This window comes from Luteibacter sp. HAY1-4A, assembly GCF_056755355.1.
The window spans coordinates 18,669-32,386 of the sequence record NZ_JBNDHZ010000049.1; the positions used below are offsets into that span (position 1 = coordinate 18,669).

A 13,718-nucleotide genomic window follows, 5' to 3' on the forward strand; every position below is an offset into this window, starting at 1 on the left:
AGCGCCCCTTTTCCTTCACCCCGAATGACCGTGCGTCAGATGGCGTAGTACATCTGGAACTCGAGCGGGTGGGTGCTTGCGCGGTAGCGCGTCACTTCCTGCATCTTCAGCGCGATGTAGCCGTCGATGAAGTCGTCGGTGAACACGCCGCCGGCCTTGAGGAACTCGCGATCCTTGTCGAGGGCTACCAGGGCCTCGTCGAGGCTGGCGCACACCTGCGGGATGTTCTTCTCTTCTTCCGGCGGCAAGTCGTAGAGATCCTTGTCGGCCGGTGCGCCCGGGTCGATCTTGTTCAGGATGCCGTCGAGGCCCGCCATCATCAGCACCGTGAAGGTGAGGTAGCCCGACTGCATCGGGTCCGGGAAGCGGATTTCGATGCGGCGGCCCTTCGGGCTGGACACGTACGGGATGCGGCAGGACGCCGAACGGTTGCGCGCCGAGTATGCAAGCATCACCGGTGCCTCGAAGCCCGGCACCAGGCGCTTGTAGCTGTTGGTGGTGGAGTTCGCGAACGCGTTGATGGCCTTGGCGTGCTTGAAGATGCCGCCGATGTACCACAGCGCCGTCTGCGAGAGGCCGCCGTACAGGTCGCCGGCGAACAGGTTCTCGCCGTTCTTCGACAGCGACTGGTGCACGTGCATGCCCGAGCCGTTGTCGCCGACGATCGGCTTCGGCATGAAGGTCACCGTCTTGCCGGCCTGGTGGGCGACGTTCTTGATGACGTACTTCATCGTCATCAGTTCGTCGGCCTTCTTCACCAGCGTGTTGAAGCGGGTGCCGATCTCGCACTGGCCGGCGTTGGCAACTTCATGGTGGTGCACCTCCACCACCTGGCCCAGCGATTCCAGCACCTTGCACATGTCGGCACGCAGGTCGCCCAGGCTGTCGACCGGGCTGACCGGGAAATAGCCGCCCTTCACGCCCGGGCGATGGCCGGTGTTGGTGCCGTCGTACTTGTAGCGCGACGACCAGGCCGCTTCTTCGGAGCCGATCTCGTAGAACACACGGCCCATGTCGTTCTGCCAGCGCACCGAGTCGAAAATGAAGAACTCGGGCTCAGGACCGAAGAAGGCGGTGTCGGCGATGCCGGTGGACTTCAGGTAGGCCTCGGCGCGCTTCGCGATGGAGCGCGGATCGCGGCCATAGGCCTGCATGGTGCTCGGCTCGAGCACGTCGCAATGGAGGATCAGCTGCTTGTGCGCGCTGAACGGGTCGAGGTGCGCGGTTTCCGGGTCCGGCATGAGCACCATGTCGGATTCGTTGATGCCCTTCCAACCCGCGATCGACGAGCCGTCGAACATCTTGCCGTCTTCGAACGTACCCTCGTCGATGGCGTGAGCGGGGAACGTGACGTGGTGGTGCTTGCCGAGGATATCGGCGAAGCGCAGGTCGACGAACTCGATTTCCTCGTCCTGGATCAGGTTCAGCACTTTGGAAGCGGCGGACATACAAACCTCGAATGGGTATGGGGCAGGATGCGGTTAGCAATCGCTATGCCAGCGCCTTCACGTGCGACGGGGCGGCCTGGGCCAAGCCGGAGCATCATAGAACGGGTGAAGCGGGCATGTGCCAAAGCACCATAATGGTGCAATCAAGTCCTGCTTGCACCAGGATCGCCGGGCGCGCGGTTGAGGAACCATCGCACGGCGTAACGGCGGTTACGCTGGCAGGATGCCGCGATTTCCTGAACAGGAACGACCATGCGCTTCCCCTGCCTTGTCGCTGTCGCCGCTTGCGCATTGGTGCCCCTCGCTGCCGATGCCGCCCAGCGCACCTACGCCAACCCCATCGACATCGACTACCGCTACAACTTCGAGCAGATGAACCAAGGCGTGTCGTATCGCACGGGCGCCGACCCGGCCGTGGTGCGCTTCGGCAACGCGTACTACATGTTCCAGACGCTGGCGGACGGGTACTGGATGTCGAGGGACCTGGTGCACTGGGAATTCGTGAAGCCCGACCACTGGCCGTTCACCGGGCTGGTGGCACCGGCGACGCTGGTGGCGGATGGGAAGCTGTTCCTCATGCAGTCCGCCTTCGCGCCCCGTCCGTTGATGTACAGCACGGACCCCGCCAGCGGACGGTGGCAGTTCTGGACGCGACTTCTGCCGCCCGTACCGGGCGCGGCGCAGTACGACGAAGCCGGCACGGTGGAAAACGCCGAGGCCCTGCCGCCGGGACCGTGGGATCCCGGCCTGTTCCAGGACAAGGACGGCAAGGTCTACCTGTACTGGGGCTCTTCGTACAAATACCCGCTCTACGGCGCGGAACTCGACCTGAAGCTTTCATCGAACGAAGGGGAAGGAAAGCGCGTTGCTTTTGCGACAAAGCCGCGGGCTTTCCTGCACCTCGACCCTGCGAACCATGGCTGGGAGCGCTTCGGGCCCGATCACACGATGGGCGACAAGCCTTCCTATATCGAGGGGTCGTGGATGAATGAGCACGGCGGCCGCTACTACTTCCAGTACGGCGGGCCGGGCACCGAATACAACGTGTACGCCACGGGCGTCTATGTCGGGAAGACGCCGCTCGGGCCATTCGAATACGCGCCGTACAGCCCGGTCGGGTACAAGCCCGGCGGGTTCGTCACGGGGGCGGGCCACGGCTCGACCTTCGAGGACGCCTACGGCAACGCCTGGAACACGGGCACCGCATGGCTCGGTGTGAACTGGACCTTCGAGCGCCGCATCGACCTGTTCCCCGCGGGGTGGCACGACGACGGCCAGATGTGGGTCGATACGCGCTTCGGCGATTTTCCGCAGCGCGTGCCGGACCACAAGCTGCGCGCGGGCGAAGACACCTTCACCGGGTGGATGCTGCTTTCGTACCGCAAGGCGGTGACGGCTTCCTCGTCGATATCCGGACATCCGGCGTCCACGCTGACCGACGAAGACCCGCGCTCGTACTGGGTGGCCGCGACGAACGAGGCCGGACAGACGCTCACGCTAGACCTCGGCGGCACGCCCACCGTGCGCGCCGTGCAGGTGAATTACGCCGATTACGAGTCGGATCGCTACGGCGACGCACCCGACATCGTTACCCGGTTCGTATTGCAGGGTTCGCGAGATGGCGAGCGCTGGACCACTCTCGCCGACCTGTCGAAGGAAACGCGCGACCGCCCCAACGCGTACATCGAACTGGAGCAGGCGCTGAAACTGCGCTTCATTCGCTATGTACACAAGCACGTGGGCGCGAAGCATCTTGCGATCTCCGACCTGCGCGTGTTCGGCAACGCGGACGGCACGCCGCCACCGGCGCCGCAGGGTGTGCTGGCAAAGCGGGGAACGGACGAACGGGAGGCGACGATCTCGTGGGATGCCGTGCCCGGCGCGGTGGGCTACAACCTGCGCTGGGGCCTCACCGCCGACCGCCTGCATTCGACCTACCAGCGTTTTGCGGACCAGCCCACTTCGTTTACCCTGCGTAGCCTCAACAAGGGCGTTCGTTACGTCGTGGCCGTGGAGGCGTTCGACGAGCGAGGTGTCTCGCCACTGTCACAGGTCGTACAGATCGTTCCATGACGATGGGCGGCCGCACATTCCCCATCGGATCCACGACATGACGAACAAGCACGACGACGACACCCTCGACACCGGCCGGCGCCGGTTGCTCGGGGGCATGGCCACCACGGGCGCGCTGCTTGCGCTCGGCGGGCTTCCCGATGCCGCTGCGAGCGGCACGACCGCGGCTTCTGCCGCGCCGGGCGGCAAGGCCATGGATGCACTGCTCGAGAAGCACATCCAGCACGTCGTCGTTATCTACGCGGAAAACCGCAGCTTCAACAACCTCTTCGGCGAGTTCCCCGGATTGCAGGAGCCCCTGAGCGCCGTTCCGAAGGAGCGCTACCTCCAGCGCGACCGCGACGGCAAGGTGCTCGACACACTGCCGCCGATCTGGGGCGGCATGGTGCCGCACGAGCAGGTGGTCGATCACAAGGCGTACAAGATCCTGGAGAAGGACATCGTCGGCCTGCCGAACGCACCGTGGGCGCTGCATACCGGCGACGGCACCACGCCGTTGCCGCACGGCCTCGTCACGCGCGACCTCGTGCACGCGTTCTACAACAATCAACTGCAGATCAACGGCGGCAAGAACGACGGCTTCGTCGCATGGGGCGACAACGGCGCGCTCACCATGGGCTACTACGCCAGCGCGCCGGTGCACCTGCGGCTGTGGCGCCTGGCCGAGCAGTTCACGCTATGCGACAACTTCTTCATGGGTGCCTTCGGCGGTTCGTGCTTCAACCACCAGTACCTCGTGGCCGCGCAACCGCCGTTCTATCCGAACGCGGACAAGAGCCCGGCCCAGTTCAACATCGCGGTGACCGAAAGCGGCGATCCCACCGACCATCGCCTGAAGATGGCCGAGGATTCGCCGAAGAGCGCGATGGACGGCAAGCCCAAGTTCGCCCACCACAGCACGCTGACGCCGGACTTCTGGGCGGTGAATACGATCGGCCCGCCCTACTCGCCCGGCTTCAATGTCGACCGCAAGAATCCACTGTTCGCCGACGCGACCAGCCCGAACACGCTGCCGCCGCAGTCGCACAAGCACATTGGCGACATGCTCTCCGCGAAGGATGTGGACTGGGCCTGGTACGGCGGCGGCTTCCAGGCGGCGCTGGACGGCAAAGGGGATGGCAGCGATGGCAGCTTCCCGCAGACACCGAACTTCCAGCCGCACCACCAGCCGTTCAACTATTTCGCGTCGCTGGCGCCCGGCACCGAGGCACGCAAGCGACACCTGCGCGACGGCGGCACCGGCGAAACGCCGTCCACCAACCACTTCCTCGCCGACGTCGCGGCCGGCAAGTTGCCACCGGTCAGCTTCTACAAGCCGCAGGGCGATCTCAACATGCACGCCGGTTACTCGGATGTGGAAGCGGGCGATCGCCATATCGCGAACGTGGTGCACGCACTGCGCAAGAGCCCGCACTGGAAGGACATGCTCGTCATCGTCACCTTCGACGAGAACGGCGGCTGGTGGGACCACGTGGCACCGCCCAAGGGCGATCGCTGGGGGCCGGGCACGCGCGTCCCGGCGCTGGTGATCTCGCCGTATGCGAAGAAAGGCCACGTCGAGCACACCGTGTACGACACCGGCTCCATCGCGCGTTTCCTCACGCGCCGGTTCAAGCTGGAGAAACTTCCGGGCTTGAAAGTGCGCGAGGACGCGATGGTGGCAGCGGGCGGCCCGGCGCCTGGCGACCTGACCGAAACGCTGCAGTTCACCGCCTGAGGCTAATGGCCTCCGGCGCCGCCGGAGGCGAAGGGCGGTTTCGCGAACCACACCACGATCATCGCCACGCCGAACATCAGACCGAACAGCCAGAACACGTCGTTTACCGCCAGGGTGGCGGCCTGCATGTCCACGATGCGGTTCAGCGCGGCATTCGCCGTCGGGCCCTGCGCGCCGAGGGCCTGGAACCGTTCGAGGTATTCGCCCGTCGCCCGGCTTCCCTCGCCGACGTGCTCGGCCAGCACGGCGTGGTGGTACGTCGTACGGTGCGAATACATCGTGGTGCTCACCGCCGTGGCGATGCTGCCCGCCAGGGTGCGGAAGAAATTGGAGAGTCCCGACGCGCTGGCGACTTGCTCATCGGGCAGCCCGGACAGGATGATCTGGTTCACCGGCACGAAGAACAACGCCACGCCGGCGCCCATGCACATGCGCGGCAACGCCAGTTCGCTATAGGGCGCATTCGTGCTCAACGTCGACATGTAGAACGACGCCCCGGCGAAGATCGCGAAGCCCACCGTATTCAGGAGCCGAAGGTCGAACTTGTTCTGGAACGCACCGACCAGCGGAGACATCACGATGGCCAGCAGTCCGATCGGTGCGACCACGAAGCCCGCCCAGGTCGCGGTATAACCGAGTACCTCCTGCACCCACATCGGCATGACCACCGTGCCGCCGAAGAAGGCAAACATGCCGAGCGACAGGCAGAGCACGCCCACGAGAAAGTTGCGCTTGGCTAGCAGGCGCAAGTCGACCACGGGGCTCTTGTGCATCAACTCCCACGCCACGAGGAAGGTGAGGCAAACCAGCGACACGATCGCGAGCACGGTGATCGTCCGTGACGTGAACCAGTCGTCGTCGTTGCCGTTGTCGAGCATGAATTGCAGGCACCCGACACCCACCGCCAGGAGGAAGAGGCCGATGGCATCGATCGGCAGCTTCGCCGTCTTCGACTCGCGGTCGCGCAACAGCGCATAGGTGATGACGATGGCGAAGATGCCCACCGGAATATTGATGAAGAAGATCCACGACCAATGGTAGTTGTCGGTGATCCAGCCGCCGAGGATCGGCCCGAACACGGGCGCCACCACCACGGTCATGGCCCAGAGCGCCAGCGCGATGGGGCGTTTGGCCACGGGATAATTGTTGAGCAGGAGCGTCTGCGACAGCGGCACCATCGGCCCCGATACCGCGCCCTGGCACAGCCGGAACACGATGAGCATCGGCATGCTCTGCGACAGGCCGCATAGCGCGGAGAACACCACGAACAGCATCACCGAGATGGAGAACGTGCGCACTTCGCCGAAGCGCCTGGCGATCCAACCGGTCAACGGCTGCATCACGGCGCTCGCCATGGAGTAAGCGCTGATAGCCATGGTGCCTTCGTTGCTGCTGACGCCGAGATTGCCCGCGATGGTGCGTACCGACACGTTGACGATAGAGATGTCGAGCACCTCCATGAAGGTGGCCAGCGCCACCCCGGCCGTCAGCAGGGCCAGTGCGCCACCGGTGAGCGGCTGCTTGCCGTTGTCCTGCCGCGCCTTCGCCATCGCTCAGGCGCCGCGTCTGGCCGGTACGGGTTTCGGTGTGGTCGCGACGGTGTTCGCGCGGATGATCTCCTCGGCGCGTTCGTCCGCGCGATCCATCTCCTGCTCGTATACGTCGGTGCTGGCCAGGGGTTTGCTCCGCGGCGTTTCCGCGAGGACGCGTCCGTCACGGTCATGCGTATCCACGTTCACGTCGGTAGACAGCCCCAGTCGCAATGGGTGCTTCTCGAGTTCGTTCGCGTCGATGGCGATGCGCACGGGCAGGCGTTGCACCACCTTGATCCAGTTGCCCGTGGCGTTTTCCGCCGGCAGCAGCGAGAACGCGCTGCCGGTACCCGCGTTCAATCCCACCACCTTTCCGTGGTATTCGACATCGGAATACATATCCGTCGTGACCTTCACGGGCTGGCCGATACGGATGTTCTCCAGCTGGGTTTCCTTGAAGTTCGCGTCCACCCATACATCGGACAGGGGCACGACGGTCAGCAGGTCCTGCCCCGGCTGGATGCGCTGGCCCACCTGCACCTGCCGGCGCGCCGCATAGCCTTCGATAGGCGACACGATGGCATTGCGTCCGTTGTTCACCCAGGCGTTGCGGAACTGCGCGCGTGCCTGGATCACTGCCGGAAAATCTTCCACCGTGGTGCCGTCCACCTGGGCGTGCGCCGCCGCGGCCTCGCGCTCCGCCGCCTGCAATGCCGCGAGGGCCTGTTGCATCTGCCGCTTTCCGGTATCGACTTCCTCGGCCGACACGGCGCGGCGAGCGAGCAGTGGATGGCGGCGGTTGTATTCGTCGCGCGCCTGTTCGTACTGCGCGCGGCGTTGCGGAATCGCGGCATCGGCCTGGTTGGCCTGCTGCATACGCGCCTGCGCTTCGCGCACGGCCTGCGCGAGCTGGCCCTCGGCATTCATGAGGCTCACGCGCGCGTCCACCGGATCGAGCTTGATCAGCACCTGGCCGCGGTGCACGCGCTCGGTCTCCTCCACGGCCACCTCGATCACGGTGCCCGCGATGCGCGAGGAAATGGTGACCATGTCACCTTTCACGTAGGCGTCGTCGGTCGTTTCCCGCTTGGAGAACACGAACAGGTAGAGCAACAGCCAGGTCAGTCCGGCGAGGACGAAGACCGCGGCGATGACGGACAGGATGATGACCTTCCTGCGTTTCGCCTTCGGGTCGTCCTTGTTGTCCTTGTTGTCTTTGTCGCCCTTATCGTCCTTGTCTTTCTTGTCTTCGGAAGGGTTCTTCCCTTCGTCCTTCTTGTCGTTCTCTCCGTCGTTTTCATCCTTGTCGGCGTCATCGTCGCGCTCTCCGCGCGGCGATTCGTCGCCGTACTTGTGCAGGTACTTGTAGCGATATTTGTACGGAAGCGGCGCACCGTCTTCGCCGCCTTCGCGCGGTTCGTCGTTTTCGGGAGTCATCGAGTGGCATCCTCGCCGCCGCCGGCGGCCGGAAGATCGGGCAGGTCGCCGGCGCGGTAGCCGCCGCCCAGCGCGTGGATGAGGGACAGGTTGGCCGAGAGCATCTGACTGGTCAGCTGCAGGCGCGCGTCGCGTTGCTGGTCGAGCTGCATGTCCGCGTCGAGCCAGGTACGGTCGTCGATGAGGCCTTTCCCGCGGCGGTCGGCGGCCTTGCTTTTCTGCGCGGCACTGGCTTCGTACTGACGGTCCACCTGCACGCGCTGGTCGTCCAGTGCGGTCAGTGTGGCGATGCCCTGGGCTACCTGGCCGGCGGCCTGCACCACGGCCGCGTCGTAGCGGGCGACGGCAAGGTCCAATTGCGCCTGCGCGCTCTCGTACTGGGCGCGAAGGCGCCCACCGCTGAAGATCGGAAGCTGCACGGCAACGCCGATGTTCCCGAGAGTGAGATCGGTGCGCGTGCCCGAGCCGAGGTCGGGGTACGTGCGCAGGAAGGCGCCCAGCCCGGTAAGGCTCACATTGGGGTAGTACGCCTTGCGCGCCTGGTCGATGTCCTTCGACGAGGCCTCGATCTGCCAGCGTGCCGCGGCAATGTCCGGGCGGCGCGCGAGGAGTTCCAGCCGCGCATCGGGCGGCAGGCTCGTGTCCGGTACGGGCAGCGGCGAAGGTGTGAGCGTGCCGAGTTCTTTCGGGGACACGCCGGCCAGCGCCGCGAGCTGGACCAGGTCGAGGCTGGCGGCGCCTTCCAGTTGGGCTGTCGCACGGCGCATCCCCGCCAACCGTCCGTCGGCTTGATCGAGGGCGGTGGGGTCATCCAGGCCGTGCTCGACCCGCAGCGCTACCAGGTCGCGATATGCCGCGGCGGAAGCGGCGGCGTGCCGCGCCACCGCGAGCCGCGCCTGCTGCGCCTGCCAGTCGAAATACGTATTGGCGACGTTGTATTGCAGGGAGGTGGCGGCCGCGGCACGTTCGGCCTCGGCGGCGCGCGCCTGGCCCACCGCGGCGGCGACCGCGTCCTTCTGCTTGCCCCACAGGTCGAGGTCCCAGGTGGCGAGCGCGCCGGCCGCGCCGCTGTTGCTCCAGCTGTGCCCGGGATTCAGCTGGAAGCCTTGTGCGTTGCCCGGTGCCCCGGGCACTTCGCCGCGCACGTCCACGTCGCTGTAGCCATGGCCGCCATTGATCAGGCCGCGCACCTGCGGATTCAGTTCGGCACGCGCGGTATCGACCGCCCGCAAGGCCGAGCGGTACCGGGCTTCCGCCTGTTCCATGTCGGGCGAGCCACGCATGGCCATCGCCACGACGCGATCGAGTTGCGGGTCCCGATACCGCCGCCACCATTCGGGCGCTGGCCAGCCGGCCTTGCCGACGGGCAGGCCGGACACCGGCACGTCCTCGCGCGGCGCGAACGCGGGCGGGCGCACGGGCGGGGCGCAAGCGCCGAGCAGCAGCGCCAAGGCAACGGCGGCGGCGCGCGGACCGCGCAGCCGGCGGCCCGGTGGAGAAGGGTCTGGCACCATGGCAAGTCCGTTCGAGAATTCTTGCGATCGAGCGGAATATCGCGTCCGTTCGCCGCGTCCGGACGAACATATCAGCGCCCCGCGTGGGCAATGCGTGACGGGGCGAGGGGGCCACGGGCTAAGCTATGGCGTCGTCCCCCAAGGAATCCCCGCCACGTGAACGACCTGCTCAGCGCCATCCTCCTCGGTATCGTCGAGGGGATCACCGAGTTCCTGCCCATTTCCAGCACGGGCCACCTGCTCATCGCCGAACGCTGGCTCGGCGCGCGTTCCGACCTTTTCAACGTCGCCATCCAGGCGGGCGCGATCCTCGCCGTCACCTTCATCTACTGGCGCACGCTGTGGAGCATGGTGAAGAACTGGCGCCGCCCGGAAACGCGCGACTATGTGATGAAGCTGGCCGTCGCGTTCCTCATCACCGCCGTGCTCGGCCTGGTGGTGTCCAAGCTGGGCTTCAAGCTGCCCGAGACCGTCACGCCCATCGCCTGGGCGCTCGTCATCGGTGGCGTGTGGATGCTGCTTGCGGAGAAGTTCGCGGCGAACCGGCCCGACCACGCGGCCATCTCGTGGAAGGTGGCGATCCTGGTCGGCCTCGCGCAGATCGTGGCCGGCGTGTTTCCCGGCACGTCTCGCTCCGCCGCCACGATCTTCATCGCCATGCTCGCCGGTACGAACAATCGCGCCGCGGCCACGGAGTTCGCGTTCCTCGTGGGCATTCCCACGATGTACGCCGCCTCCGGGTATGAATTGCTGAAGACCGTGCGTGGCGGCGGCGCGGCCGGCGAGGACTGGACCGGCCTGGCCGTGGCCTTCGTCGTGTCCACCATCGTGGCCTTCGTCGCCGTGAAATGGCTGCTCGGCTACATCCGTTCGCATCGCTTCACCGCGTTCGCCATCTATCGCATCGCGCTCGGCATCGCCCTCCTGCTGTTCCTGCCCGCCGGCGGTTGACGCGGTGCCCGGCGCCGGCCGCTACCGCCTGCTCGACCTCACGATCGATCTCGCGCGCCAGCGGGTCGAGCGCGACGGCGTGCCGTTGGACGTGACGGGCCTGAGCTTCCGGCTGCTCGCCTGCCTGGTCGAACGCGGCGACCGCGTGGTCGGCTTCGACGAGCTGATGGCGGAAGTCTGGGCGCCGGCAGTGGTGAACGAGGAAACGGTGACCCAGCGCGTGCGCCTGCTCCGCCAGGCGCTGGGCGACGACGCGCGCCAGCCCCGCTACGTGCGCACGGTACGTAGCCGGGGTTACCAGTTGGGAGCGCCGCCGGTACCGGTATCCGACGAGGTGCCGCGACACCGCACTCTCTGGCCGGCCGTCGCGGCGGTGGCCGTGCTCGCCGCCGCGGCGATCGGCGTGGGCTTCCTTGCGCGCGAACAGAAGCCGGCGGTCACCGCGCAACACGAGATCCTGGAACGCGCGCGCTGGTACGGCGCGATGGGCCAGCGCGACAACAACGAACGTGCCCTCGCGCTTTACGATCGTGCGTTGCGCGAAGCCCCCGACGACGTCGACGCCCTCGCAGGTGCGAGCCGGACGCGCGCGGCACGCACGTGCCTCTATAACACTGGACCCGACGACGCGCGCGACGCGCTACGCCTGGCGACACGCGCCGTTTCCGTTCGTGCGGACAGCGCCGGCGCATGGTCCGCGCTCGGCTATGCGCGGGACTGCCTCGGCGACATTCCCGGCGCCATCGCGGCCTATGAACGCGCCGTGCGCCTCGACCCGTCCGACGATGCCACGCGCTCGTCGGCGGCATACCTCTACCAGGAGCAGGGGCGCCTGGCCGACGCACTGCACGCGAACCTGGACATGCGTGGCGATCCGTCCAGGGTGCGCTTCCGTGAGGTGCAGATCGCGCGCGAATACGAATTGCTGGGCTTCACCGCTGCTGCGGAGGGCCGCTATCGGCACGTGTTCGACCTGTCGCCCGACAATGTTTTCGCCAACATCGGATGGCCCGCCTTCCTCTTCGCGCAGAAGCGTTTCGACGAAGCGGCCGCGGCACTCGCCGAGGCGCGGCGCCGCGGCACGGCCCGGGCGGAACTGGCGCAGTTGGAAGGTGAGCTGGCGCTGCGTCGCGGCGACCGGGCCGCAGCCGCGAAGGCCTTTGCGGAAGCGAAGGCCCTGCGCCCTTCGGCCACGCTGCCCACCACGCTGGCGATTCTGCACGGCGAGGCACCCATGGATCCCGCATGGCTGCGCGAACGGACCGCCATGGCGCGCGCGGCGGTACCGAGCGATCCCTGGCCGGGCAGCCGCCTGGAACTCGCCCTGTTGCTGGAGGCCGCGCACGACCGGCGCGGTGCACTGGCGGCGTTGTCGGATGCCGTGGACAAGGGTTGGCGAGATGCGGGCTATCTCCGCGCCTCACCGCTGTTCGCATCGCTGACTGCCGACCCCGGCTTCACCGCGGTGACCGACGCCATCGACCGCCGCGTGGCCGCCGAACGCGAACGGGTGCTGACGGCGCCGTGGTGCCCCAAGGAACTGCTCGCTTCGGGCACACGGTAGAGTCCTGTGGGAGCCGCTTCAGCGGCGATAGGGTCTCGCGAGAGTGCCCGCCACTGCGGGATCGCCGGCATAGCCGGCTCCCACAAGTAGGTCACGGCAGTGCGTCGAGCACGATGTCGCGGAAGATTGCCTGCGACTGGGGATGCGCGTAGCCCTGGTTGAATGCCTGGCTGGTGATCACTGCCACCAACCCGCGTTCCGGCAGCACGAAGACGTAGTTGCCTCCATTTCCGCCCATCGCCCAGACCTTCGTCTCCACACCGTGGACGGGGAAGCGGAACTGCCACCAGAGGTAGCCGTAATCCGCGTCGTCGCGGGCTTGCGCGTGCGGTGTCAGCATCGCGTGCACCCATGCGGAAGGCAGCACGGCCTTCCCTTTCCAGCGGCCGCCGTCGGCGACGAGCTGGCCCAGCTTCGCGAGATCCCGCGAACGGTAGCGCGTGCCGCCGCCACCCATGCCGATACCTTCGTTCGACACGTTCCATTTCACTTTCGAAATGCCAAGCGGGGTTTCCAGCGCCTCGTGGGCGAAGGCGGCCAGCGGCTTCTTCGTTGCCCGCTCCACGACGGCGCCGGCGAGGAAGCTGCCGGCCGTGCAGTAGGAGAACGTGCGGCCATACGGGGAGTCCTTCGGCCGGCTCACCCAGGGCGCGTAGCCGCGGATCGGCAGGTTCAGGGCGAAGTCCAGCCAGCGCTCGCTCACGTACATCCGTTCCTCGTTGCCCGACGAGAATGAATTCTCGTCGTCACACTCCAGGATCGAGCTCATGGTGAGCAGGTCTTCCAGGGTGATGGTGGCGCGGCGCGGGTCCGGATGCTCGATGGGGATATCCGGAAAGAACGCGTACACGGGAGCCTTTACGTCACGTATCGCGCCCCGCTGGATGGCCGCCCCCACCAGCATGGCCGTGAGGCTCTTGCTCGCCGAACGCACGTCGTTCAGCAGGTCCGGCGAGCCGTCGTTGAAGTAGTGCTCGTAGACGAGGTGACCGTGATCGGCCACGAGGACGCTGGTGATCTTCTTGTAGCCGCCGTCGGCGATCTTGTCTTCCAGGGTGGTCAGCTTCGTCGTGTTCCAGCCGAGCTTGCCGGCATCGGCCACGGCCCAGCCGTCGTCGGCCTGCGCGGGCGGACGATAGGTTCCGGCGACGGCGGGCAACGCCGCCGCGAGGGCGATCGAGACAGCAAGAGTATGGAAGGTATGGCGCATGGCATCGGCTCCGTTAGGGGGAGCCTGAGTGGAACGGAGCCGCGCCTGAAGCGCCTGAAACCCGTCTGAAGATTTATGAAGGCCGCTTTGTGTAGGAGCCGCTTCAGCGGCGATGGGTGCTCGCCGCTGGCTTGCCCGCTGCCGCGGGATCGCCGGCATAGCCGGCTCCCACAGGTTCATTCGGTCCCACGTGTGGGAGCCGCTTCAGCGGCGATGGGTGCTCGCCGCTGGCTTGCCCGCTGCCGCGGGATCGCCGGCATAGCCGGCTCCCA

9 protein-coding genes are annotated in these 13,718 nt (G+C 66.7%); 4 read left to right on the forward strand and 5 right to left on the reverse strand.

What is annotated here, in order from left to right; translation table 11 throughout:
* Positions 1-35: 35 nt before the first annotated feature.
* Positions 36-1,448: a type I glutamate--ammonia ligase gene (glnA, locus tag ACPYOD_RS15415; protein WP_072323472.1), complete on the reverse strand. Its 1,413-nt coding sequence runs from the start codon at positions 1,446-1,448 to the stop codon at positions 36-38.
* A gap of 252 nt (positions 1,449-1,700) precedes the next feature.
* Between glnA and ACPYOD_RS15420 the strand changes: the two genes are divergently transcribed.
* Positions 1,701-3,521 (forward strand): family 43 glycosylhydrolase, encoded by a 1,821-nt coding sequence (locus ACPYOD_RS15420; RefSeq protein ID WP_481302596.1) that lies wholly within the window; start codon positions 1,701-1,703, stop codon positions 3,519-3,521.
* Between the two features lie 37 nt (positions 3,522-3,558).
* Complete coding sequence (acpA, locus tag ACPYOD_RS15425; protein WP_481302597.1) at positions 3,559-5,238, forward strand: acid phosphatase; 1,680 nt, start codon at positions 3,559-3,561, stop codon at positions 5,236-5,238.
* Between the two features lie 2 nt (positions 5,239-5,240).
* On the opposite strand, the gene ACPYOD_RS15430 is transcribed toward acpA, so the two are convergent.
* The 3 genes from ACPYOD_RS15430 to ACPYOD_RS15440 are packed head-to-tail and all read right to left on the reverse strand — an operon-like array spanning position 5,241 to position 9,721.
* On the reverse strand, positions 5,241-6,788 hold the full coding sequence (locus tag ACPYOD_RS15430; protein WP_481302598.1) for a DHA2 family efflux MFS transporter permease subunit: 1,548 nt from the start codon (positions 6,786-6,788) through the stop codon (positions 5,241-5,243).
* 3 nt (positions 6,789-6,791) lie between these two features.
* The gene (locus tag ACPYOD_RS15435) at positions 6,792-8,207 is read right to left on the reverse strand and encodes an EmrA/EmrK family multidrug efflux transporter periplasmic adaptor subunit (protein WP_481302599.1); all 1,416 of its coding nucleotides are present in this window, start codon (positions 8,205-8,207) and stop codon (positions 6,792-6,794) included.
* Positions 8,204-9,721: an efflux transporter outer membrane subunit gene (locus tag ACPYOD_RS15440; protein ID WP_481302600.1), complete on the reverse strand. Its 1,518-nt coding sequence runs from the start codon at positions 9,719-9,721 to the stop codon at positions 8,204-8,206. The genes ACPYOD_RS15435 and ACPYOD_RS15440 overlap by 4 nt, the downstream gene beginning before the upstream one ends.
* 156 nt (positions 9,722-9,877) lie before the next feature.
* Between ACPYOD_RS15440 and ACPYOD_RS15445 the strand changes: the two genes are divergently transcribed.
* Both ACPYOD_RS15445 and ACPYOD_RS15450 read left to right on the forward strand, forming a co-directional pair.
* Entirely contained in the window at positions 9,878-10,672 is a 795-nt protein-coding gene (locus ACPYOD_RS15445) for an undecaprenyl-diphosphate phosphatase (RefSeq protein WP_481302601.1), read from the forward strand.
* 4 nt (positions 10,673-10,676) lie between these two features.
* A complete protein-coding gene (locus tag ACPYOD_RS15450; RefSeq protein ID WP_481302602.1) occupies positions 10,677-12,236 on the forward strand; it encodes a winged helix-turn-helix domain-containing protein in 1,560 nt (519 codons plus the stop codon).
* Between the two features lie 91 nt (positions 12,237-12,327).
* On the opposite strand, the gene ACPYOD_RS15455 is transcribed toward ACPYOD_RS15450, so the two are convergent.
* On the reverse strand, positions 12,328-13,446 hold the full coding sequence (locus ACPYOD_RS15455) for a serine hydrolase domain-containing protein (protein ID WP_481302603.1): 1,119 nt from the start codon (positions 13,444-13,446) through the stop codon (positions 12,328-12,330).
* Positions 13,447-13,718: the final 272 nt, after the last annotated feature.